Here is a 23,212-nt window from a genome sequence, read left to right on the forward strand (position 1 = left end):
CTGTCTCTTAAATCAACTTGATCATGGCCACGATCGTGACCGCAACCATTCCAATAATCCCGGCCAGGCCGGACGCAATCTGCCCTCCCCGCAACAAGGCCAGTTTCTTGCGGTCGCGAATATCGCGATAGACCTTTGCCTGTATCCCCACCAGACGGGCAAAATCCAGGCAGGCGCGCTGGAACCCGTTTTCATCGGCCTGCAGTTCATCCCGGTTGTCGATAATCGCCACCAGTTCCGCAAGACGACCGCTTTTGGTCGCCTTTTCAATACGATCCAGAATCTTTTTGCGGGTCTCGCGGGAATGGAACCGTTCAATAGCGGGCTTCAGCATGCTGGCCGCCGCCTGACACAGATTGGGGAAGCGCTGACGGGGCGCCAGGGAGTCATGCAGTTTTGCCAGAATGCTCAACTGTGCCAAAGCAGAGATATAGGGTGGATCGTTCAGGTCCATATCCCTGAATTCATCACTCATAGGGCGCTTGGAATGGATACTGATATAGGCCGCGATCTCCTTGTCCACCAGAACATCCACATGCCCGCCCGACCGTTCTGCATAGCGCTCCAACGCATCCAGGAGATAGTCGATATTGGGAACATAGTCCCGATCAAACAGCGGCGAACGGCAAGGCAACCAGTTGTTCAGGTCGTAGATCATCCGTTCCAGCCCCGCACCATAGCGGTTCTGGTTCATCAGATGCTTGCCCTTTTCCATCTTTGCCAGCAGGCGCAGGTCATCGGGGTCATTCTTGACCTGCATTTCCAGCCAATAGGGAATCAGCCCCATGGACAGGATGCGGCGGAAGGTCTGGCGCATAAAGTTATCGCGGTTATTCAATGCCAGAACCCGGCAAACCCCCTCTACGGTTCCCGCATAGTCACGCAACTGGATCGGTCGTTCAGGGTCCAGGGAGATAAGCAGACGACCAACGAAACGGTCTGCATTCTCCTGCCCTCCTTCATAACTGACGCCCTTGGCAACATTGACCGCCTCAACGCGATCCTCGTCTGCAAGACTGCGGCGCAGCCAGGTATCCAGCGTTCCTTCCTGCACCAGCGGCAAAATCTGATCCCAGTGCTGACCGAAAGTATGGGCTACTTCCCGCGCCATAAACAGATCACGGCCCGCAAATTTCAGGGCGCGGGACGCCTTTGGCGGCATGGCCTGCTGTTTCGGGGACAGACGGCGCCCGCCCAACCACATGCCCAGATCATCGACGGACCATCGTTCCCGGGGGTCGTCGTTCAGCAAACCTCGCAGTGGCTCCATCATGGACAAGGAGACACGCGTCCCCTGCACCAGGGCTGAATAGCTGCCATAGGTCAGCTTGGCATGCAGCAGTTCTTCTTCGGTTTTGAAAGTCGATCCAGGGTCCCTGCCGGTCAGCAGGGCCAACATGGTAGCGCCCAGCGCATAAAGGTCATCGGACGCCGATCCATGCCCCCGACCGCCGGGTGTACATTGGATCGCCTCGATGGTTGAACAGCTAGGAAGCTGTTGCATGCCAAAAGGCGTTGTATAGCATTCCCCAATCAGGATATCGGCCCGTTCGTCACTGTCATAAAACAGGTTATCCGGGCGAATCCGGCCGTGGTAGACGCCGATCGTGTGAAGTTCCCGCAGGATGGCGACCGCTGGCTCGACCAGCATCCGCGTGACCTGTTCCTCCAACAGCGCTTCATGCTTTTCCGCCGGGTTGACCAGGACCCGCTTGCCCATTGGGCATTCACAGACAATGATCGGAAAACGCTGTCCGGTCCCCGGCCACTCCAGCACATCCCAGTCCAATACGCGGACAAAGTTACGATGGTCCACACGATGCAGGGCGCTGATCGTATCCAAACGGGGCGGCAATTTCGGGTCGCAGAGATAGGCCATAAGCTTGCGTGTCGAATCGCGCTTATGACGCACATGGAAGGCTCTGGCAGGCGAAGAATCGTAATCAGGCAAAGGCTGCGACGTGTAGATGTCATATCGCCCTTTCAGGGAGATGACACCACCACCGCCTCCATTTTCCACCTGATTGGGCGCCTCTTCGCCCCCCGCGATCTTAACCGCCATTTCGGCTCTTTGCCTCCGCCCGGCCCGTTATACAAATACTCAAGGCTAACAGTAGCATGATTCTGAAGAAGACAACCTGCTTAGACGTGGTTGCCTCCAAGCAAAAAGCCCGCTGTCATCACAACAGCGGGCTTTGCAAACGTCTATCCGAAAGGCCTTAGCCTTCGAAGGGATCGCGAACCAGAACCGTGTCTTCCCGTTCCGGGCTGGTGGACAGGATCGCCACCGGCGTTTCGATCAATTCTTCGACACGCCGGATATATTTGATTGCCTGTGCCGGCAATTCCGCCCAGGAACGCGCACCGAAAGTGCTTTCGCTCCAGCCGGGCATGGTTTCATAGATCGGCTCGACCTTGCGCTGCAGGCCGGTGGCTGCGGGCAGGTGGTCATATTCCTTACCGTCGATCTTGTAACCGGTGCAGATTTTGATTTCCTCAAAGCCGTCCAGCACGTCGAGCTTGGTCAGGGCAATACCGTCCATGCCCGCCACTTTGGCAGCCTGACGCACCATAACGGCGTCGAACCAGCCACAACGGCGCTTACGCCCGGTGACGGTGCCGAATTCATGGCCGCGCTCGCCCAGTTTCTGACCAACGTCGTTATCCTGTTCAGTCGGGAACGGCCCCTCACCCACGCGGGTGGTATAGGCCTTGGTGATGCCCAGGATATAACCGGTATTGCGCGGGCCACAGCCTGCACCGGTTGCCGCCTGACCCGGAGCGGTGTTGGAGGAGGTCACGAACGGATAGGTGCCGTGGTCCACGTCCAGCATCAGGCCCTGCGCGCCTTCGAACAGCACCCACTGGCCTTCCTGGCGCGCCTTGTCCAGAACCTTCCAGACCACACCGGCGTAAGGCAGGACCTTCGGTGCGATATCGAGCAGTTCCTGGATCAGGGCCTCACGGTCCACTTCCGGCTCACCCAGGCCTTTCAGCAGCGGGTTGTGATGGGCCAGCAGGTGGTCGATCCGCTCTTCCAGCAGTTCGCGGTCCGCCAGATCGCAGACACGTACCGCACGGCGGGCAACCTTGTCTTCATAGGCCGGGCCGATGCCGCGACCGGTGGTGCCGATTTTTGCGTTACCGCCAGCGGCTTTTTCGCGCGCCAGATCAACATTGCGGTGAACCGGCAGGATCAGCGCGGCATTTTCCGCAACCATCAGGCTGTCAGGGGTGATTTCCACACCCTGCTCGCGGATGCGGTCAATTTCACCAATCAGCGCCCAGGGATCGACAACAACACCATTGCCGATCACCGACTTCTTGCCTTTCCGTACGATGCCGGAGGGCAGCAGGGACAGCTTGTAGACTTCCTTGTCGATCACCAGGGTATGACCGGCGTTATGACCGCCCTGGAAACGCACCACCACATCGGCGCGTTCAGACAACCAGTCGACAATTTTGCCTTTGCCTTCATCGCCCCACTGGGAGCCTACAACGACAACGTTGGTCATGCGCTTTCTTCCTTTTCAACCGCGACGATCTCGTCGCCCTTCACCATATGACTGCAGCGAAGCCGCCGCGCCTCTTCCGGTCCATCCACATCCGGGTCCAGCCCGGCCACTGTGATCCAGCCGGCCACCCTTTCACGATGGGCAATCTCATCACTGACGCCGTAAGGCAGATACAAACGTGCGCGACGCTCCCGGGTCGGAACAGCACGCAAAAGCGAATCCATATAGATGGAAAAGCCTGTCGCCGCCTCGTCCCCACCGGTGATATAGCGGCCGCCGCGCCCCAATTCGCCGCGCACGCCGCGGGCAAACAGGGTAAAACTCAGGCCCGTCTGGTATTCGAACCCACGACGTTCCACCGGATCAACGGTCACCATCAGGTCCGGCACCCACTGCCCCAGCAACGCCAGAACCGCACGCAGGCGATCACGTTCTGCGCTGGCCTCTTCCGGCAGGTCAAGACCATCCAGAACATTTAATGCCTTGGTTGCGCGGCCTTCCGCGCCCATCAGAGAGCCGAAAATATCCGCGACCTTGCCACCCAAAGCCTTCACCTCGGCAGCGTCCTTGCGGTCCAGGGCGGACAACAAAGCTTCGGTTGTCTCCGCATCCAAAGCGAGATCCGCAATCATCGAGCGAACGACCGTCGGCAGGCTGATATCGACAGATAACTCCTCAACCCCCAGTTTGGTCAGGGCATCCGCCGCCAGGGCGATAACCTCCGCATCGGCCTCGGGACGGTCGGCACCGATCAGCTCGACACCCGCCTGAACGAACTGGCGTTCGGGGCGAAGTTGACTGCCCTTCACACGCAGGACCTGACCGCCATAGCTGAGGCGTAGCGGACGCGGCATTGCTGCCAGACGCGACGTGGCGATCCGGGCCACCTGGGGCGTCATATCGGCTCGCACGCCCATCATCCGCTGGCTGACCGGGTCCATCAGGCGGAAGGTATGCGGCGCCATCATCTGGCCCGCCCCGTCCAGCAGATTTTCCTCGAACTCCACCAGCGGCGGTTCAACGCGTTCATACCCACGGGAGGCAAAGGTCTCCAACAGACCGTCCATCACGGAAAACTCGTGGATGGCCTCCGGGGGAAGCAGATCGCGCAGGCCTTGCGGCAGCAGGGATTTCTTGACGCCTTGGGTCATCGGAAACACACGCTTTCACTTTATGGACAGTCAGGCAGAATTTTTCGGCCATTTCGTACACGCTTTGCCCCCAAGTCGCAAGTCCGCTGCGGCGCTTAAGCGTAGATAGTAGCTGTGTTCAATGGGGTCAAAGTGGTGAGATTGGGGAAAATCCCGTCACCCCTGCGAAGGCAGGGGTCCAAATTTCAATGAAGCACCTCATCATAAAGATCCTGCCAAGCCGGGTTTGCCTTTTCTATCAAACGTATTTTCCAAGCTCTGCACCATCTTTTCAGACATTTTTCCCGAGTTATCGCCTCTAACATAGAAGCGTGAAACTCGGTATAAACCAAACGGTAGACTTTATAGCGCCGGGTGAAGCTTTGGACCTTTCCCTCGCGGTGTTCATTGACGCGCCGAATAATGTCGCTGGTCACCCCTACATATAAAGTGCCGTTCTTTTCACTTGCGAGAATATAGACGCAGGGCTTCCGCACAACTTTCACCTAACGCAGACATCTGGCCCCCTGCCTCCGCAGGGGTGACATGGTTATGAAAAGTCGCGGCAAATATTTCAGATACGCACTAAAAAGGCCGACGAGACGTCGGCCTTGTCGTTCGCGGTATGTCTGTCCGATCAGATATCTTCCGGCACGGTAAAGGAAATGCCGTCCATATCCTCTGTCACGCGCAACTGGCAGGACAGGCGTGAGGTCGGCGTCAGGCCAAAGGCCAGGTCCAGCATGTCGGTTTCGTCTTCGCTGGGTTCGTCCAGTTTTGTATACCAGGCCGGGTCCACAACCAGATGGCAGGTTGCACAAGCAAGCGAGCCTTCGCAGGCCGCTTCGATATCGACGTCGTTCTCGATAGCAACTTCCATCACAGAACGGCCGACTTCGGCATCGACTTCGGTACGGCTGCCATCGCGGCCAATGAAAGTAATCTTGGGCATTGCCTGATTAATCCCTAACCAATCATCCTGAACCAGTGGGTCTCATGCCCATCTGTTTATTTCGCGCGGCTTTTCTAAAAGCCCTGTAAACTCCTGTCAAAGGAGAAAGCATCTCAGGCCCGCACCCGGGCGCATCGTTCGACCGCATCAATCAGTATCTGTGCTGCGCTCGATGCCTCCTCATCCGTCGTAAACCGACCGAAAGCCACCCGGATTGACGCGGCAACCCGGCCCGGCGGCTGACCTATGGCCTCAAGGACATGGCTATAGCTGCCCGACCCGGAACTGCAGGCAGAACCACTGGATACGGACAACCCGTCCAGAGCCGCCAGAAGCTCCGCCCCCTCCATACCGGGGAAGGTCAGGTTGAGATTGGCCGCCAGACGACAGTCACGACTGCCATTGACCACCACCTGCGGTACAGCCGCCTCAACCCTGGTCAAAAAGTCGTCACGCATGGCAGAGAGACGCTCACTTTCCGACGCCATTTCAGCCAACGCGATCCGGCAGGCCTGTCCAAACCCCACGCATAGAGGCGGTGCGAGCGTCCCGGACCGAAGGCCCTTTTCCTGACCGCCACCGTCCATCAACGCCTCGATTGGCACACGCGGACGGCGACGCACATAAAGTGCCCCGACCCCCTTGGGGCCGTAGAGCTTGTGACCGCTGATGCTGACCAGATCCAGGTTCAGCGCCTCCACGCCCAACGGGATTTTGCCAACCGCCTGGGCACAGTCACTGTGAAAGAGAACACCCTTGGCGCGCGCCATACGCCCGATTTCCGCCAGGGGCTGAATCACCCCGATTTCGTTATTGGCCGCCATGACGGACACAAGGGCCGTCCGGTCATCCAATGTTTCATTCAACAGGTCCAGGTCGACAAGCCCGTCGGGTTTTACCGGCAGGACGATGACCTCGAACCCTTCTTCGATAAGGCGATTGGCGCTTTCCAGCACGCATTTATGTTCGGTGGCGAGTGTCACCACCTTGTCGCGGCCATCGCGTTTCCGCCGTGCCCGCGCCACACCTTTGATGGCAAGGTTGTTCGATTCCGTCGCTCCGCTGGTAAAGATGATCTCCTTGCCCTTCGCACCAATGGCCGCCGCGACCTGATCGCGGGCCTTGTCCACGGCCTCCGCCGCATCCCAGCCATGGCGATGATCCGCACTGTGAGGATTGCCGAAATGTTCGGTGAACCAGGGCAGCATCGCATCGACCACCCGGGGATCGGTCGGTGTCGTTGCCTGATAGTCCAGGTAGATCGGTGCAACGGGACGGTTAAGCATCTGCGCCAAGTCTCGCTAATTCTTGAACTTTATCTGGATTATATATGCGCCTGATGGCCTCGGGATCAACCGGTCGCCGCGACCTGACGGCCCGCAAAGGCGACATATGCCTCCACAAAGCGGTCAATATCCGCCTCTGTCGTCGCCCATCCCAGACTGACCCGGATCGAGGAGCCGGCGATCTCATCGCCGTAACCCATGGCCGAAACAACCTGGCTGCGCTTCACCTTGCCCGATGAACAGGCGGAACCGGCGCTGATTGCAATTCCCGCCAAATCCATGGCCATGACCTGGGTTTCAGACCCCACCCCCGGCAAGGCCAGACATGTGACGGTGCCCACGCGTTCCGCGCCGTCGCCAATCACCACCACCTGCGGCAGGGCTTTGCTAACCGCCGTTTCAAGCCGGTCGCGCAAGTCTTTGTAGTGGGATTGTTTCTCGATCTCTTCCAAGGCGATTTCCGCCGCAACACCAAATCCAACGCAACCGGCCACATTTTCGGTACCCGACCGCCGTCCCTTCTCCTGACCGCCACCGTGAATCAGGGAACGAATATGATGCTTTGGGTTAACAACCAGTGCCCCGATTCCTTTCGGGCCGCCAATTTTATGGCCTGACAAACTGAGCAGGTCGAGGCCACTTTCATCAAAATCCAGCGGCAATTTTCCTGCTGCCTGGACCGCATCGCAATGCAGGACAGCGTCATACTCCCGGGCGAGCGCAATAATCTCCGCCATCGGCTGGATCACGCCCGTCTCATTATTGACCAGCATGACCGAGACTAGCGCCTGTCGGTCATTCGGCTTTTCCAGCAACGCCCTTAGCGCATCCAGATCCAGCAAACCTGTTGAAGTCACCGGAATCCGTTCCGCCTCCAGCGCCTCGATCACAGAAGGGTGTTCCACCGAAGAGGTGAGGACACGCATCGGCCTGTCCCAGCCGCGCAGGGCAATATTGTTGGCTTCGGTTGCCCCGCTGGTAAAGACCACATTGGGGGCAATGGTACCCACCATCCGCGCCACCTGGGCACGGGCGTCTTCCACAGCACGACGCGCCTGACGCCCGGCGGTATGGACCGAGGACGGGTTACCCGGCAAGGCCATGGCCTCAGTAACGGCGGCGATCACCTCCGGGCGAGCCGGCGCCGTTGCATTGTAATCAAGATAGACAGGCTCGCGCATAGATAACCGTTACAACCCTTATACTCGCATCCAGTTACAATCAGTCGCTCGCCATGGCTTTCTGACGCGGATGGGGCAAACCGCCCTGCATCAAATAGCCGGACCGGCCCAGAACCTTCCGGTTCACCACATCGGCCAAAGTCACCGAGCTCAGGAACAGATGAATATGATTACTCAGCTCTTCCCACAAGTCATGAGTGATGCAACGGGCACCACAAGGCATACAGCCCTTCGAGGCACCGGGTTCACAGCGCACCGCCGTGATCCGTTCATCAACCGCGGCAATCACGTCCGAAACCCGGATATCATCGATCGGGCGGGCAAAGATATAACCACCGCCCGGACCTCGCACGCTTTTTACAAGGCCACCCCGACGCAGCATGGCAAAGAGCTGCTCCAGGTAAGACAATGAAATATCCTGCTGCTTTGCGATTTCCGCCAACGTCATCGGCTTTCCATCGCTCCGGGAAGCCATGTCCGCCATGGCCATCACCGCATAACGTCCTTTTGTACTTAAACGCACGGTTCTTCTACCTAAAAGTTGTCATCAAATGACAACGACCGGGTATACCGCTTTGTCCATTTTTGTTCAGGAAACGCGATAAAGCGCCCAAAGCAAAAAACCCATATCCTTTGCTTTGTTATTACCGTATCGGGTTGATTGTCTTCAACAGGAAACCGGCTTTCGGCCAAGAAATCCGCCCAGTTTTTGACCTAGAGCAATTCCTCGGAGACTATCAGGCCCGACCGCTGCTTGCCTTATCGCCAGCCTCGGATTTTCCCTTGCTGTCATATGACAGGCCGGACGAGCGCCCTTCCGCGTCCTGCAACCGGCCCTCCAGATCCTGAATACGCGCGTTGAGAGTGGAAACATGCTCCATCAACCCATCAATTGCACGGGCAACGGGATCAGGCAGGTCACCCAAAGGCGTACCATATGGCGCGAAATTGTCCTGCGTGCGGCTGGCCCGCGAAACGATCTTCGCCGGAATACCTACGACGGTTGCCCGTGAGGGGACATCCTTGATCACCACCGCATTGGCGCCAACGCGGGCACATTCACCCACCGTGATCGGCCCCAGAATCTGTGCGCCGGAACCGACGATCACATTGTTTTCAAGGGTCGGGTGACGCTTGGTGCAACGTTGTTCATGGGAATTTTCCGCCGGAGACACACCACCCAACGTCACATCGTGATACAGCGTGACATTGTTGCCGATCTCGGCGGTTTCCCCAATCACGACACCCATGCCATGGTCGATAAAGAACCCCTGCCCGATCGTCGCACCGGGATGGATTTCGATACCGGTCAGCCAGCGCGCCATTTGCGAGATGAAACGCGGAAGCAGACGCCAGCCGCGCTGCCACATCTTGTTTGAAAGGCGATAGACGACAATCGCATGGAACGCAGGATAACAGAGCACAATCTCAAGCCGGGAACGCGCAGCGGGGTCGCGTTCGATCATGCCATCGATTTCACGGACTAGTTTTTCAAACATATCCTGGCCCTTCCTGATCCATTCTCTTGGGCATGGACGCTTACCAAATATTGACAGAACAGGTGTTTGGTACTTATCTCACCAGAATTCCGTCAAGGCGACGCGCGTCGTCCAGAATGCTTAGATATAAGTGACCTGGATTCCACGTCAAGCCACCGTTGCGGATTTCAGCGTTTCCACAGGGGAAAAATACTCAAGTTTTCTCTCCTTATTATTAGCCTAGGATCAAGGATAACCGATGCCAGAAGTGATCATCAACGGGCCGGAAGGCCGCTTGGAAGGCCGTTATACTCCCGGCAAAACCAGTGACGCACCGATCGCCCTGTTCCTGCATCCGCATCCCCAGCATGGCGGCAGCATGAACAACAAGGTGGTCTATGCCTTGTATCACTCTTTCGTGCGGCGCGGTTTTGCCTGCCTGCGTTTCAACTTCCGCGGCGTCGGCCGCAGCCAGGGCGAATACGCCAAGGGCGAAGGTGAATTGTCAGATGCGGCTTCGGCTCTGGATTGGCTGCAGACGCAAAATGAAAATGCCAGCCAGTGCTGGATTGCCGGTTTTTCCTTCGGGGCCTGGATCGGTATGCAGTTGCTGATGCGCCGTCCGGAAATCTCCGGCTTCATTTCCGTCGCACCGCCGGCCAACCTCTATGATTTCAGCTTCCTGGCCCCCTGCCCCTCGTCCGGCCTGATGATCCAGGGCGACCAGGACCAGATCGTACCGAAGGATTCCGTCCTGAAGCTGACCGAGAAACTGAACCAGCAAAAAGGCATCGAAATCGACACCCGTGTCATTGAGGGCGCGGATCATTTCTTCTCCGGCAAGCTGGACCTGGTTACCGAACACGTCCACAACTACATGGACGAACACGGCCCCAGCCGCGAAGCACCGATCGCCCTGGAAGAAGAATAAATTCTAAGGCTTTTCAGCTTTGGCAAGGCGCCCCCCGGTCAACGGCCTGGGGGCGCCCGTCGTTTTGGGGAAGGTAATCGGCAATTGCCGTCTTGTCCGGGCCGCCAGAAATCCAAAGGCCTGCGCCTCCAGCGCATCCCCGTCCATATCGTGGTCCTCCACCGGCACAACATCCGCCTGCAACCGCTCCCGAAGGCGCCGCATCAGTGTCTTGTTGTGTCGTCCGCCGCCGCAGACCAGCCACTGTGAAACCTCTTCCGGCAGGTGATATTTGGCGCGGGAGACAGCCTCGACCGTGAAGGCCGTCAAAGTGGCCGCGCCGTCCTCTGTGGACAGCAGGCTGACGGCCTCTCCCGACAAGCTGCCGCGATCCAGGGATTTCGGCGGCTTTCGGTCAAAATAGGCATTATCCATCAGCCGCCCCAGAATTCCGGAATTGACCCGGCCATGCGCCGCAGTTGCCCCATCAAGGTCCACGCCGTGACCTGTGCGCGCCAGCAGGAAATCATCAATCAGGGCATTGCCCGGCCCCGTGTCGAAGGCAACGAGCTCTCCGTCACTGCCGATAAACGTCACGTTCGCCACACCCCCGACATTCAAGAAACAGGCAGGCTTGGGCAGATGGTCGGCCAGGGCCTTGTGAAAGATCGGCACCAGCGGCGCACCCTCCCCACCTGCGGCAACGTCATTGGTGCGGAAATCGTAGACCACATCAATGCCCGTTTCCCGCGCGAGCCGTTCCCCATCCCCGATCTGCCACGTGAAGCGGACCGCCGGATCATGAGCAATGGTATGGCCGTGAAACCCAATGGCCTGAATATCACGTGCCGCCAGATTTTCCTGGGCCAGCAGTTGCCGGACGGCCTGACAATGGAAGGCGGTCAGGTCCTGTTCGACCGCACTGATCACGTCGCTGCCCCTGGTCAGGCCCAGAATGGCGCGCAGACGTTCGCGAAACGCCTCGTCATAGGGAGTTGTCAGACAGCCGCCGAATTCGGTGACCGTCTCGCCATCCGTTCTGATCAGGGCTGCGTCCACCCCGTCCATAGAGGTGCCGCTCATCAATCCGATGAACCAGTGCTGGTCGTTCGATGTTGCCATAGTATCCTGCATTGCCGCGTCGTGAGTTACGTGATAAGTCCACCGGACTCTCCCGAAATTCAACCCTAATACAACTGATTCTAAAGAGAACTGGAAGAGACTTATGAGCGCACCCCATTCGGACTTCATCAAGACCGTAACCGAGCGCGGGTTCATGCATCAATGCACGGACCTGGACGCGCTGGACGACTTGGCCGCGAAGGGGACCATCAGCGCCTATATCGGCTTTGATGCCACGGCGGACTCGCTGCATGCGGGATCGCTGGTGCCCATCATGCTTCTGCGCACCCTGCAGAAATGCGGGCACAAACCCATCGTCCTGATGGGTGGCGGCACGACCCGGATTGGCGACCCCAGCGGCAAGGATGAACAGCGCAAGATGCTGACGGACGATGACATCGCCCGCAACATGGATGGCATCAAACGGGTCTTTTCCAAGTATCTGACCTTCGGCGACGGCCCGACGGACGCGGTTATGGTGAATAACGCCGACTGGCTGAACGATATCAACTATATCGACTTCCTGCGCGACGTCGGACGGCATTTCTCCATCAACCGCATGCTGAGCTTTGATTCCGTCAAGCTGCGCCTGGATCGTGAACAGCCGCTGAGCTTCCTGGAATTCAACTACATGATCCTGCAGGCCTATGACTTCATGCAGTTGGGCCGCAGCCATAATGTCAGCCTGCAGATGGGTGGCTCCGACCAGTGGGGCAATATCGTCAACGGGATCGAATTGACCCGCCGGGTGGACGAGCGCCAGGTCTATGGCCTGACGGTGCCCCTGATGACGACCGCCTCCGGCATCAAGATGGGCAAGACCCATGGCGGTGCGATCTGGCTGAATGAAGAGCGCCTGTCGGCTTATGACTACTGGCAGTACTGGCGTAACACGGAAGATGCCGATGTTGGCCGCTTCCTGAAACTGTTCACTGAATTGCCGCTGGACGAGATCGCACGTCTTGAAGCCCTGGAAGGCGCGGACATCAACGAGGCAAAGAAAGTCCTCGCGCATGAAGCCACCAAACTCTGCCATGGTGAAGAGGCCGCAGTCGCAGCAGCGGCAACCGCCCAGAAGACCTTTGAGCAGGGCGGCTTCGGTGATGATCTGCCCACCGCCGATATTCCCAAGGGGGAACTGGAAAGCGGCATCGGCATCCTTGAGGTACTGTGCCGGGTCGGCTTGACGGCCACCAACGGCGAGGCACGCCGCTTTGTTCAGCAGGGCGCGGTCAAGGTTAACGATGCCAAGTCAGATGATGCCCGCAGGCAGTTAACGGCTGCGGACCTGAACAGCGATGGCCTGATCAAACTGTCGGTTGGCAAAAAGAAACACGGCCTCGTTCGGGCGGTCTAAACAGGCCGAACGTCAGACCTAGCGTTGACCGCCTTCAAGCGGGGGAGGAGTTTTTTCTCCCCCGTTTTTTGTTTCCTCATCGTTCACGCCCGGATTATTGGGGAAGATATCAAACAGCCGACGCAACGCCCCCGGGGTAAGCGCAGAAAGCGGATTCACCTGCACCTGCGGGTCATCCAGCGGCCCCGACACGGAATAATTCGCACCGAAAAGACCGCCATCCTCGCCGCCAGTCAGCAGCCACCCGACAAGAGGAATGGCACCAATTGCCCGATTGATCGCATAAGCCGGAACAACCGTCCCCCTGGCATTCACCCGGTCGTGTTTGATGTCATAGACACCGGACATGGAAACGCCAATCGAATTGCCAAAGACCCTGGCTTTGTTCAGCGTCAATTCGCTTCCCTTGAGGCTATAGTCAGCCTGGAAATTACTGAACGGCAACCCTTTGCTGGTCAGGGAATTCAGCGTACCGGTCAGCGACATGAACTCCAGGACCTTTGCCATGGCCGGGGCTTTGACCAGCACGAAATCGTCCATCTTCACCTTGCCGGCCAGCGGCGCGTCCTTGGTCGGACGCAGCCCCTGGATTGTCATTCGACCACCCTCGATACCGTCAAAAGCATCAATGCTGCGAAGGGCGGACCCCGCATTATCCAAAGTGCCGCTCAGGACATAGCCCTGATCGCCCAGCCCGTAGCGGATGGCAATCGGCGATCCGTCCTTGGCCTGTGCCGCAAGGTCCAAATATTGAACACTGTCCCCGTCATGATTCAGTGACAGTTTCATATCCAGCAAACGACGCGCCGGACCTGCGGTAATGACGCCAAAGCGACTGTTCAGGACAAAGGGAACGCCTGACGCGTCTTCGGCTTCATCGCCACCACCATCGATGCCGGACTCAATCATGTCCACGAGGCCGGACACGTCGAAATAGTCGCCATGCAGGTTGATTACATATTTTCCGTCATCGCCTTCCCGAACCGCGCTGCCGCCGATTTCAGCGCCATTCAACTGCATGTCCTCGATCAGGACCTGTCGGATGGTTTCCTGGTCTGCTTCCAGGGCCGCACTACCCTTGAAGGACAAAGTGTCGGACTTGAAGGAAATAGGCTGGACCTTAAGTGGTGCTCCTTCCGACCATTCAGCAGAAAGTGCAAGTTCCGCGGGGAATGTGCGCGGTTTCATCCAGTTCAACGGCGGGGCAAGCAACCCCGCTCCCGTCAGGTCCGCCGTCAGGTCCAACTGGTTGTGACCATCACGATACTCCCTGCTCTCCAGGCTCACGTCCGTATCGCCGTCCAGATAGGGGATCAGGTTATAACCGATCTCTGCCAGTTTACTTTCGTTCAGCGTTCCCTGAACGGCCAGGCGCTTGCGCAGCGGCTCATCCTTGGAAAAGTTTTCTTCCCAACTGGCAATCAGAGGAACACCGGCAACCAGCACCTCGCCATCAACCTGGAAACCGTCATTATTCACCGACATTTCCAAGGCTTTGCCCCGCGCGGACAAGTCCTTGAAGGCGTTTTGCATCACAAGGTCGGTCAGCTGTGCATCCACCTGTACCTGAACCTGTTCGGCCTTAAGGTCGTTCAACAGCGGAAATTTGAATTGGGCATGCCCCTTCGCACCGCCGCTGAGAGTTGCCGGATCAAAGCCGATATCCGACACCAGCCTCAACGGCTCGTGGTCGACCAGTTCCAACGCATCGCGGAAAGGACCGTCCATGTCCAGGCCAACGTCGATCCAGTCGTCGGTCCCGATGCCGGTGATCTTGATTTTACCACCTTCGATATTGATATCGCCAACCTGCCCCCCACGCACATCAATGTCGAACCAGTCCGTACCGTATCTGGCAAAACCGGAGACATTGGTTGCAGGCGGCAGAGGGCGGAAATAGTTCACCACCCCCTTATCCAGGGTGATCTCGCCGCCCATATCACGCATGACGAAATCGCCATCCGGGCCCAGGGTCCCATCCATATTGAAAGTGGCCTTGGAAACCGGGCCTTCGGTGATGTTCTTGACGACCCAGACACGGGCATCCTTGCCCAGTTCCGGCGGCCAGTATTTATCCAGATGGGCCATGTTGAAATCCGTCAGTTCCGCACTGACAGACAAACGACGCTGCCCCTCTTCCATGTCTGTCTCGGCCCCCGCAACCAACAACCCTTCCGGCAGGTCCAGGCGCAGCTTACTGACTTCTATACGGTCAAATGCATCGGAAAACCGGGCCTCGACGGAGAAACCGTTGTGGGCAATTGCCTCGGAATATATCTCCGGCAGATTGATACTGCCGGAATCACTGACGAGTGAGAGCCGCCCCTCGTCAAGCGAGACACGGGACAGGTCACCGCGAACCAGGTTTCCGCTAACCGATATGTCTGCAGTCAGGTCCCCTGACAGGGCGGTTCCCCTTGCCAGCAGTGGCGACAATTTCGCCCATTTGGCCGGCGAGAACTTCGAAATCGACACCTGAGACTGGAAAGCCCCGGTCTCGCTGTCGATTGTAACGCCGTTGCCATGGATCACGCCCAAGTCATCACTGGACATATCCACGCGCCAGTTCAACGGCATACCATCCTGGCGGACGGACAACTGGCCGGAAAGCGCAATCCGTTCCTTGTCCATGTCCCCCGGATCGAATTCCGGCACCAGTCCCTGCAACAGCCCCAGATGAAAACCTGGGCTTTCAAAGGTCACGACGCCGGTTTCACTGGCAAAGGGCTTGGCGGCATTGATTTCCACCGCACCGGTATAGCTCCCCTGCGCGACCTGCCCCAGAACCGACACTTCCACGCCTTCGCTGTCACGCAGCAAATCGAAGGAAAAATTGTCCATTCGCCAGTTCTTGCCGGAGTGGTAATCGCGAAAACCACCCGAGGCATTGTAAATGCTCAAACGGGTCAGGTATCCCAGCACGTGGTCACGCTTTGGCGGGCGGATAAACGTATTGAGGTCGGACAACACTTCGTCGAGAGGCGTCATCCCGTCGTCCAGAGCCTCGTCAGAGGCAGTGGCAGAGGGTGCAAGGGTCAACCCGAACGCCCCGCTGGGCATGCGGCGCATCGCAATTTTAGGGCGCAGGATTTCCAGTGTCGTCGGTGCGACAATCCCCTGCGTCAGGGCACGAAGCGACAGATTGAAAGACACTTCCGGCAAACGGGCAACCGGCCGTTTGGAGGCTTCCGCCGATGCGACAACGACATTTCGCGCAACAATATCAACGGCGCGCTCCCAACCGCCCCAGGTCAGGACTGTATCCTCGATCTTGACGTTGACCGGCGATTCCGGACTGTTGATTGCGTCTTCGACATAGGGTGTCAGGAAGGAAATATCGATCGGCCCGGCGGACAATCGCCACACTCCGACGCCGATAATAACCGCTACCCCTGCAACAAGACCGGCAAGGACCTCAAAAGCGATTCGAAAAGAACGTCGGACCAACGGTTTGAACTTTCCTTACAAGACAAATTGGGCTTTGATGGCCGTCACAACATGTAAAGTCATTCTGCCCATCAGGTACTTATAGTTATATGGATGCGTTCCTATCACAGGTCGACCCCGACAAGCTTCCGATACCCGCCGACGAGAACCGGGCTGAAATCGGGTTGGAGCGTTTTCTGGAAGCCGCAGCATCTGATCAAGAACTAAACCGATTCATCAACGATCTTGCAACCCATGATGTTGGTTCACGCCTGCTAAAAGGGCTTTTCGGAAACAGCCCCTTTCTCAGCCAATGCCTGATTCGTGAACCCGGCTTTATCCGCGAGATAGTGGAGGACGGCCTGGACAAGGCTTTTGAGGGTCTGGTTGACGGTTTGAAGACACTGGTCGGCGAGGTTCTTGGCGAAAACGACCTGATGAAGGCATTGCGGGTCAGCAAACGGCGGGCCGCTGCCCTGATTGCGATTGGTGACATCACCGGCCTGTGGCCCCTTTTGAAGGTGACCGGCGCCCTCAGCGCCATTGCCGACAACAGCCTGAATGCCGCCGCAGCCCACGTTCTGAGGCAGATGGCGAAATCAAATCTCCTGCGCCTGCGTCACGAAGACGATCCCTGCCGGGACAGCGGCTATACCATCCTTGGAATGGGTAAACTCGGGTCGCGCGAGTTGAACTATTCCAGCGACGTGGACCTGATTGTGCTCTACGACCTGAACAAGGTAGACAGCGACGACCCGGATGCCCTGCGTCAGGGCTTTGTGCGCGCCACGCGGGATCTGATGCGGATCATGGATAGCCGCACCGCCGATGGTTATGTTTTCCGCACCGATCTGCGCCTGCGGCCCGACCCCGGCGCAACCCCGCTGGCGCTCTCTGTTGTGGCGGCGGAAACCTATTACGAAAGCCTGGGGCAGAACTGGGAACGCGCGGCCATGATCAAGGCCCGCGCCGTCGCGGGTGACCTGGAGACAGGTCAGGCCTTCCTGAAACATATCGTTCCCTTCATCTGGCGCAAACATCTGGACTTTGCCGCCATCGACGACATCCATTCCATCAAGCGGCAGATCAACGCCTATCGCGGCGGCGGTGAAGTTGCGATCAACGGTCACGACATAAAAATCGGCCGGGGCGGTATCCGCGAAATCGAGTTCTATGCCCAGACCCAGCAATTGATCTGGGGCGGGCGTCTGCCCGACCTTCGCATCCGCCAGACCCAGCAGGCGCTCACCGCCCTGCACCGCCATGATCAGGTCAGCAAGGACGCCCTGAAAACCCTGTGCGATGCCTATATCTTCCTGCGGACGCTGGAACATCGCCTACAGATGATCGACGACAAACAGACCCAGAAACTGCCGACCAGCGACGAAGAGATCGCCAAACTTGGCATGTTCATGGGCTATCGTTCCGAAGACAAATTCAGGGCGGACCTTCTGCATCACCTGAATCAGGTTGAAGACCTCTATGGCCGCCTGTTCGAAGAGGCTCCGGCGCTGGGCGGTTCCGGTTCTCTGGTCTTCACCGGCTCCGAAGATGACCCCGACACCCTGAAAACCCTGGCAGGCATGGGGTTCCGCGAGACATCCCGCGTGGCCAGCGTCATCCGCACCTGGCATCATGGACGCTATCGCGCAACGCGTACCACCCGCTCGCGCCAGCTCCTGACCGAATTGATGCCGAGATTGCTTGAGGCCCTGTCGCAGACCACCAATCCGGATGAGGCCTTCATTCGGTTTGATACCTTCCTGTCCGGCCTGCCCGCAGGGGTACAGCTATTTTCGCTGTTCCATTCCAATCCACCGCTGATGGACCTGGTCGCGGAGATCATGGGCGACGCCCCGCGATTGTCAGCATGGCTGTCCAAGCGCCCGATCCTGCTGGATTCCGTGTTGACCGCCGATTTCCTGAACGCAGAAGCAAATGCACAGGAAATGCAGGAGCAATTGGCAGGGATGCTCAAACTTGCCGACGATTATCAGGACGCCCTCGATATCACCCGGCAATGGACCAGCGACGAAAAGTTCAAATACAGTGTGCAGCTTTTGTTGGGGCGTTCCGACGGGGAAAGCATCGGCCCGGCCCTGTCGAGCGTGGCCGAGACCGCAATCAGCCAGTTATTGCCCAGAACATCCGCAGAATTCGAAGAGGCCCATGGCACCTTCCCCGGCGGCGGCCTCGCCATCATCGCCTTCGGCAAGCTGGGTGGACGGGAACTGTTGCCCGGTTCGGACCTGGATCTGGTTTACGTCTATGACAACAACGGCGCAGACACGTCCGATGGTGAAAAGCCGCTGATGCCCGCCGTCTATTTCATTCGGCTGTGCCAACGCATCGGTACGGCCATCAATGCCCAGACCAGCGAAGGCCGCCTTTACGATATCGACAACCGCCTGCGCCCGGCTGGCAAAGCAGGCGCGCTTGCCACGCAACTGGATACTTTCCAGAAGTATTACGACCTCGACAACGGTGGTGAGGCCTGGGTGTGGGAACATATGGCCCTGACGCGGGCACGTGTGATTTACGGCCCGCCTGCCCTTTGCCAAAAACTTGAGAAGGCAATCCACCGCCTCCTTACCCAAAAGCGGGATGCGGCCAAGGTGATCCGCGAAATCGCCTCCATGCGTGAGCGTATCGCCCGGCAATATCCCGGCAATTCCCCCTGGGAGATCAAACACCGCCCCGGCGGCCTCGTGGATGTCGAATTCATCGCGCAGTATCTGCAATTGATCCATGCCCACGACCATCCGGATATTCTGTCGCAGAACACCGGCACGGCCCTGAAGAAGGCGCGCGACCTGGGTTTGCTGGACGCCGTATTGGCGGACAGCCTGCTGGCGGCATTGGACCTGTGGCGTCGGTTGCAGGCACTGCTGCGGTTGACGGTCACCGAAAAATTCGACGAGGACAAGGCCCCTGAGGGCCAGAAACGTGCCTTGACGCGCGCCTCCGGCGCAGAGACCTTTGACGCCCTGAAGGCGGAAATGGACCATGCGGCCCATGACGTTCGCGCAATTTTCACCAACCTGATCTTTGACCCGGCCAAGGCTGCGGACAAGGCCGAAGAAACCGGGCTGGATCAGACAAAAGACGAAAACGGATAATCGAAGGAGAGATTTATGGCTTTGGAAGCAGGCACCGATGCCCCCGACTTCACCCAACCGACCGATGGCGGGCAGACGCTGACCCTGTCGTCGCTCAGGGGCAAACCGGTGATCCTTTATTTCTACCCCAAGGACGACACCCCCGGCTGCACCAAGGAAGCATGCGGCTTCCGCGACCTGATGCCCGATTTCTCCGCCGCCGATGCCGTCATTCTCGGGGTCTCCAAGGATACCGTTGCCAAGCATGACAAATTCAAGGCCAAGCACGAGCTTCCCTTCACACTGGTCAGTGACGAAGACGGCTCCATCTGCGAAGCTTATGAGACCTGGGTTGAGAAAAACATGTATGGCCGAAAATACATGGGGATCGAACGCGCTACATTTTTGATCGACAGCAATGGTAAAATTGCCCGTATCTGGCGTAAGGTTAAAGTCAAAGGCCATGTGGAGGAAGTTCTGGAGGCCGTGAAGGCGCTCTAGGCCGAAACCGGGGTAAATACCGGAAAGGGAGAAAGTATGTCTGCGTCTATTGCATCCTACGATGACCAGGTCGAAGCAGAATATCTGGAGGAAACGTCGGATATCCTGAATGAAATCGAGGTCATTGCCGAACAGCTTGCCATCGGCTCCGATGAGGGCCGCCGCCGGTTTGAAATCCTGCTGGGCAAACTGGGCAGCCTTTGTATCACCGGGCGGCATACACGCTATTCCCTTTTGAACGTGACCATGCACCGCCTGGTCAACTATCTGGAAGGCATGGACAAGCCGAACGAAGGCCAGATTCAGGATATCAGCATTTATGCCGATACCATGCGCGGCATTATCGACGGCACCATCAGCCACGACGGTTGGGATTTCAGCGAGTTCGTGCGTTCCCTGCCGGTCCGCCGTCCGTTGGAACTGGAAGACCTGGAACATCTGGATGTGGAGGTCATGGTGGTTGAAGGCCGCCGAAGCGCCGCCCGTATCTTCGAACGCGAGCTGCAGGCTTGCGGCTACAGCGTGGTCTGGGTTCGTAACCCGCTGGAGGCAATTTCTCTGGCGGTCAAGACCAAGCCCGACCTGATCCTGGCGTCTGCGGAGCTGGACGAATTGCCCGGCGTGGACCTTGCCTGTGCCCTGGCTGCAATGCCGTCGACAAAGGGTATCCCCTTTGCGCTTCTGACCAGCTATGACAAGGACAGTCCGCGCCTGAAAGACCTGCCATCAGAAGCAGCGGTCCTCAACAAAGGCTCACGCTTTGGCGATGAACTGGCAGATGTGCTGGAGCGGTTCAAGATCACATGACCCTGGTCGATGCCGCTATCTCCGCCCTGGGCACGGCCAATGCCCGGGACAAAGCCGAACTCAGCCGCCACCTGGCGGCTGAGTGGTTTTCGGGCACAATCAAAGAGATCGGCTCAGGCACGCCGCCGGACCGTCCTGCCCGCCCGGAAAAGCCTGAACTGAAACTGCCCCGCGACGTGCCAAAACGTAAAATCACCGCCGCCCCGGAAGGGCGTATTCCCCTGCTGCATGCACTCGCCCATATCGAGTTGAATGCCATTGATCTGGCCTGGGATATCGCCGCCCGCTTTACCGGGCAAGGCCTGCCCCGCGCCTTCTTTGATGACTGGGTGCGTGTTGCCGATGATGAGGCCCGGCATTTCCTTATGCTGGACGACATCCTGCATGAAATGGGTGCTTACTATGGCGCTCTGACCGCCCATGACGGATTGTGGCAGGCCTCCACGGCAACGGCCCACGATCTGTTGGCCCGCCTTGCCGTAGTGCCCTTGGTTCTGGAAGCGCGCGGACTGGACGTGACGCCCGCCATGATCAAAAAACTGCAGTCAGTAGGCGACGAAACCAGCGCGGAGGCTCTGCAGGTGATCCACGACGATGAGATCACCCATGTGGCGGCGGGCAAGCGCTGGTTCGATTATATCTGCGAAAATGAAGGCCTGCCCAAGGTGGAAACCTGGCAGGCGCTGGTCCAGAAACATTTCAAGGGCGTCCTGAAGCGGCCCTTTAACGTGGTCAGCCGTGAACGTGCCGGGTTTGCCGCCGCATTTTACGACCCGATCGCGCATTAGGCAGATCATCAGAAGTCCAGTGGTGCGTTATCAGTGACTTCCTTCATGACGAAAAAGGTTCGTGTCTGGCGCACACCGGGGAGCGCGATCAGCTGTTCGCCATGCAGTTTATTGAAATCGGCCATGTCGCGAACACGGATTTTCAGGACATAGTCAAAGTCCCCCGCCACCAGATGGCAGTCCAGAACGAAAGCAAGCTTGCGGATTGCCTCTTCGAAAGCCGCAAAGCTTTCCGGTGTCGATCGATCCAGCACAACCCCCACCATCACCAACGCCCCGCGGGAAACTTTGTCAGGCGCGATTTCTGCCCGCACCGATTTGACAAAACCTTCGTCGAATAATCTCTGAGTCCGCCTGTGACAGGTCGCCGGGCTGACATTGACGGCTTTCGCCAATTCGGCATTGGAAAGGCGGCCATCCTTTTGCAACAGCCTTAGGATACGCCGATCAATGCGATCCAATTCATGAACGGAAATTTCTTCCATAATTTACCAATATTCCGAAAGAAGAGCTAAATATTTTCCTCCATATATAACATCAGCAATCATTTATGCCTATAAATTAGAAAGCACCTTTCCGGGTTGATTCGCTAGCATCAGATCATTGAAAACAGGGAGACACCCCGATGCTGGAAAAATTCGAACGCTATCCCCTCACCTTCGGCCCGACGCCTATTGAAAAGCTTCCGCGCCTATCTGAGGCCCTGGGCGATAAGGTGGAAATCTATGCGAAACGGGAGGACTGTAACTCCGGTCTGGCCTTTGGCGGGAATAAAGTGCGAAAGCTGGAATATATCGTGCCGGACGCTATCGCCTCCGGTGCCGATACGCTGGTCTCCATCGGCGGCGTACAATCCAACCATACAAGACAGGTCGCTGCCGTCGCGGCCAAAATCGGCATGAAATGCCGTCTGGTCCAGGAAAGCTGGGTTCCCTTTGAAGATGCGGTTTATGACCGGGTCGGCAATATCCTGATGAGCCGTGTGATGGGCGCGCAAAGCGAGATTGTCCCCGATGGCTTCGACATCGGTATCCGGGAGAGCTGGGAACGCACCCTGCAGGCGGTGCGTGACGAAGGCGGCAAGCCTTATGGCATTCCGGCTGGGGCGTCGGTCCATAAATATGGCGGATTGGGCTTTGTCGGCTTTGCAGAGGAAGTCCGCGCCCAGGAAGCGGAAATGGGGATTAAATTCGACTATGTCATTGTCTGCACCGTGACCGGTTCCACCCATGCAGGGATGCTTGTTGGCTTCGCCAAAGACGGGCGCGCGAACAAGGTGATCGGAATCGACGCTTCCGGTACCATCGACCAGACCCGCAATCAGGTCATGGAAATTGCCCGCAATACCGCCGACCTGGTGGAACTGGGCCGGGAGATCACCCTGGACGATCTGACCCTGATTCCGGACTATGCCTATCCGGCCTACGGCATCCCGTCGGCGGAAACCAACGATGCCATTCGCCTGGCGGCCCGCAACGAGGGCATGATGACTGATCCGGTCTATGAAGGGAAATCAATGCAGGGCATGATCGATTTGATCCGTAAGGATTATTTCCCGGCAGGGTCCAAGGTCCTCTACGCCCATCTGGGCGGCGTGCCTGCGATCAATGCCTATAGCTATATCTATCGGAACGGCTGATTTCACACCTTTCCAGAGGCCG

Annotated in this window: 19 protein-coding genes; 7 read left to right on the forward strand and 12 right to left on the reverse strand. The window is 57.9% G+C overall.

Going from position 1 to position 23,212, the window contains the following annotated elements; translation table 11 throughout:
• Window positions 1-7: 7 nt before the first annotated feature.
• The 9 genes from IF205_RS15580 to epsC form a co-directional block, all read right to left on the reverse strand.
• On the reverse strand, window positions 8-2,062 hold the full coding sequence (locus IF205_RS15580; protein ID WP_259780276.1) for a serine/threonine-protein kinase: 2,055 nt from the start codon (window positions 2,060-2,062) through the stop codon (window positions 8-10).
• Between the two features lie 157 nt (window positions 2,063-2,219).
• The gene (locus IF205_RS15585) at window positions 2,220-3,515 is read right to left on the reverse strand and encodes an adenylosuccinate synthase (protein WP_259780277.1); all 1,296 of its coding nucleotides are present in this window, start codon (window positions 3,513-3,515) and stop codon (window positions 2,220-2,222) included.
• Window positions 3,512-4,666 carry an ATP phosphoribosyltransferase regulatory subunit gene (locus IF205_RS15590; protein WP_259780278.1) on the reverse strand — a complete coding sequence of 385 codons (1,155 nt, stop codon included), beginning with the start codon at window positions 4,664-4,666 and terminating at the stop codon, window positions 3,512-3,514. Before IF205_RS15590 ends, IF205_RS15585 begins: the two co-directional genes overlap by 4 nt.
• Window positions 4,667-4,851: 185 nt before the next feature.
• On the reverse strand, window positions 4,852-5,151 hold the full coding sequence (locus tag IF205_RS15595) for a GIY-YIG nuclease family protein (protein ID WP_311195699.1): 300 nt from the start codon (window positions 5,149-5,151) through the stop codon (window positions 4,852-4,854).
• 131 nt (window positions 5,152-5,282) lie between these two features.
• Window positions 5,283-5,597 (reverse strand): 2Fe-2S iron-sulfur cluster-binding protein, encoded by a 315-nt coding sequence (locus IF205_RS15600; protein WP_259780280.1) that lies wholly within the window; start codon window positions 5,595-5,597, stop codon window positions 5,283-5,285.
• Between the two features lie 113 nt (window positions 5,598-5,710).
• Entirely contained in the window at window positions 5,711-6,883 is a 1,173-nt protein-coding gene (locus IF205_RS15605; protein ID WP_259780281.1) for a cysteine desulfurase family protein, read from the reverse strand.
• 65 nt (window positions 6,884-6,948) lie between these two features.
• Window positions 6,949-8,064 carry a cysteine desulfurase family protein gene (locus tag IF205_RS15610; protein WP_259780282.1) on the reverse strand — a complete coding sequence of 372 codons (1,116 nt, stop codon included), beginning with the start codon at window positions 8,062-8,064 and terminating at the stop codon, window positions 6,949-6,951.
• Between the two features lie 40 nt (window positions 8,065-8,104).
• On the reverse strand, window positions 8,105-8,587 hold the full coding sequence (locus IF205_RS15615; RefSeq protein WP_259780283.1) for an Rrf2 family transcriptional regulator: 483 nt from the start codon (window positions 8,585-8,587) through the stop codon (window positions 8,105-8,107).
• Between the two features lie 214 nt (window positions 8,588-8,801).
• Window positions 8,802-9,563 carry a serine O-acetyltransferase EpsC gene (gene epsC / locus IF205_RS15620; protein WP_259780284.1) on the reverse strand — a complete coding sequence of 254 codons (762 nt, stop codon included), beginning with the start codon at window positions 9,561-9,563 and terminating at the stop codon, window positions 8,802-8,804.
• 238 nt (window positions 9,564-9,801) lie between these two features.
• Between epsC and IF205_RS15625 the strand changes: the two genes are divergently transcribed.
• Window positions 9,802-10,473: an alpha/beta hydrolase gene (locus IF205_RS15625; RefSeq protein ID WP_259780285.1), complete on the forward strand. Its 672-nt coding sequence runs from the start codon at window positions 9,802-9,804 to the stop codon at window positions 10,471-10,473.
• A gap of 3 nt (window positions 10,474-10,476) precedes the next feature.
• Here IF205_RS15625 and IF205_RS15630 read toward each other — a convergent pair whose 3' ends face one another.
• Complete coding sequence (locus IF205_RS15630) at window positions 10,477-11,574, reverse strand: anhydro-N-acetylmuramic acid kinase (protein WP_259780286.1); 1,098 nt, start codon at window positions 11,572-11,574, stop codon at window positions 10,477-10,479.
• 103 nt (window positions 11,575-11,677) lie between these two features.
• Here IF205_RS15630 and tyrS point away from each other — a divergent pair, with 103 nt between their 5' ends.
• The gene (tyrS, locus tag IF205_RS15635; protein ID WP_259780287.1) at window positions 11,678-12,931 is read left to right on the forward strand and encodes a tyrosine--tRNA ligase; all 1,254 of its coding nucleotides are present in this window, start codon (window positions 11,678-11,680) and stop codon (window positions 12,929-12,931) included.
• 18 nt (window positions 12,932-12,949) lie between these two features.
• On the opposite strand, the gene IF205_RS15640 is transcribed toward tyrS, so the two are convergent.
• Window positions 12,950-16,288: a YhdP family protein gene (locus tag IF205_RS15640; RefSeq protein WP_259780288.1), complete on the reverse strand. Its 3,339-nt coding sequence runs from the start codon at window positions 16,286-16,288 to the stop codon at window positions 12,950-12,952.
• A 179-nt stretch (window positions 16,289-16,467) separates the two neighbouring features.
• Here IF205_RS15640 and IF205_RS15645 point away from each other — a divergent pair, with 179 nt between their 5' ends.
• From IF205_RS15645 to IF205_RS15660, 4 genes are read left to right on the forward strand one after another with little or no spacing between them, the layout of a single operon-like run.
• Window positions 16,468-19,476: a bifunctional [glutamine synthetase] adenylyltransferase/[glutamine synthetase]-adenylyl-L-tyrosine phosphorylase gene (locus tag IF205_RS15645; RefSeq protein WP_259780289.1), complete on the forward strand. Its 3,009-nt coding sequence runs from the start codon at window positions 16,468-16,470 to the stop codon at window positions 19,474-19,476.
• A 15-nt stretch (window positions 19,477-19,491) separates the two neighbouring features.
• Entirely contained in the window at window positions 19,492-19,956 is a 465-nt protein-coding gene (bcp, locus tag IF205_RS15650; RefSeq protein ID WP_259780290.1) for a thioredoxin-dependent thiol peroxidase, read from the forward strand.
• 36 nt (window positions 19,957-19,992) lie between these two features.
• Window positions 19,993-20,763, forward strand: coding sequence for a response regulator (locus IF205_RS15655; protein WP_259780291.1), 771 nt, complete (start codon window positions 19,993-19,995; stop codon window positions 20,761-20,763).
• On the forward strand, window positions 20,760-21,551 hold the full coding sequence (locus tag IF205_RS15660) for a ferritin-like domain-containing protein (protein ID WP_259780292.1): 792 nt from the start codon (window positions 20,760-20,762) through the stop codon (window positions 21,549-21,551). Before IF205_RS15655 ends, IF205_RS15660 begins: the two co-directional genes overlap by 4 nt.
• Window positions 21,552-21,559: 8 nt before the next feature.
• Here the strand turns inward: IF205_RS15660 and IF205_RS15665 are convergent, their stop codons facing one another.
• Window positions 21,560-22,036 (reverse strand): Lrp/AsnC family transcriptional regulator, encoded by a 477-nt coding sequence (locus IF205_RS15665; RefSeq protein WP_259780293.1) that lies wholly within the window; start codon window positions 22,034-22,036, stop codon window positions 21,560-21,562.
• Window positions 22,037-22,176: 140 nt separating this feature from the next.
• On the opposite strand from IF205_RS15665, the gene IF205_RS15670 reads away from it, so the two are divergent.
• A complete protein-coding gene (locus tag IF205_RS15670) occupies window positions 22,177-23,190 on the forward strand; it encodes a 1-aminocyclopropane-1-carboxylate deaminase (RefSeq protein ID WP_259780294.1) in 1,014 nt (337 codons plus the stop codon).
• Window positions 23,191-23,212 lie beyond the last annotated feature (22 nt).

Source organism: Aestuariispira ectoiniformans, from assembly GCF_025136295.1.
Lineage (GTDB): Bacteria > Pseudomonadota > Alphaproteobacteria > UBA8366 > Aestuariispiraceae > Aestuariispira_A > Aestuariispira_A ectoiniformans.

Bases quoted from the DNA above. Each gene is read 5' to 3' on its own strand.
- IF205_RS15605 (WP_259780281.1), bottom strand. From the start codon at position 6,883: ATGCTTAACCGTCCCGTTGCACCGATCTACCTGGACTATCAGGCAACG.
- IF205_RS15580 (WP_259780276.1), bottom strand. From the start codon at position 2,062: ATGGCGGTTAAGATCGCGGGGGGCGAAGAGGCGCCCAATCAGGTGGAA.
- tyrS (WP_259780287.1), top strand. From the start codon at position 11,678: ATGAGCGCACCCCATTCGGACTTCATCAAGACCGTAACCGAGCGCGGG.
- IF205_RS15610 (WP_259780282.1), bottom strand. From the start codon at position 8,064: ATGCGCGAGCCTGTCTATCTTGATTACAATGCAACGGCGCCGGCTCGC.
- IF205_RS15630 (WP_259780286.1), bottom strand. From the start codon at position 11,574: ATGGCAACATCGAACGACCAGCACTGGTTCATCGGATTGATGAGCGGC.
- IF205_RS15655 (WP_259780291.1), top strand. From the start codon at position 19,993: ATGTCTGCGTCTATTGCATCCTACGATGACCAGGTCGAAGCAGAATAT.
- IF205_RS15585 (WP_259780277.1), bottom strand. From the start codon at position 3,515: ATGACCAACGTTGTCGTTGTAGGCTCCCAGTGGGGCGATGAAGGCAAA.
- IF205_RS15665 (WP_259780293.1), bottom strand. From the start codon at position 22,036: ATGGAAGAAATTTCCGTTCATGAATTGGATCGCATTGATCGGCGTATC.
- IF205_RS15625 (WP_259780285.1), top strand. From the start codon at position 9,802: ATGCCAGAAGTGATCATCAACGGGCCGGAAGGCCGCTTGGAAGGCCGT.
- IF205_RS15660 (WP_259780292.1), top strand. From the start codon at position 20,760: ATGACCCTGGTCGATGCCGCTATCTCCGCCCTGGGCACGGCCAATGCC.
- IF205_RS15600 (WP_259780280.1), bottom strand. From the start codon at position 5,597: ATGCCCAAGATTACTTTCATTGGCCGCGATGGCAGCCGTACCGAAGTC.
- IF205_RS15590 (WP_259780278.1), bottom strand. From the start codon at position 4,666: ATGACCCAAGGCGTCAAGAAATCCCTGCTGCCGCAAGGCCTGCGCGAT.
- IF205_RS15645 (WP_259780289.1), top strand. From the start codon at position 16,468: ATGGATGCGTTCCTATCACAGGTCGACCCCGACAAGCTTCCGATACCC.
- bcp (WP_259780290.1), top strand. From the start codon at position 19,492: ATGGCTTTGGAAGCAGGCACCGATGCCCCCGACTTCACCCAACCGACC.
- epsC (WP_259780284.1), bottom strand. From the start codon at position 9,563: ATGTTTGAAAAACTAGTCCGTGAAATCGATGGCATGATCGAACGCGAC.
- IF205_RS15670 (WP_259780294.1), top strand. From the start codon at position 22,177: ATGCTGGAAAAATTCGAACGCTATCCCCTCACCTTCGGCCCGACGCCT.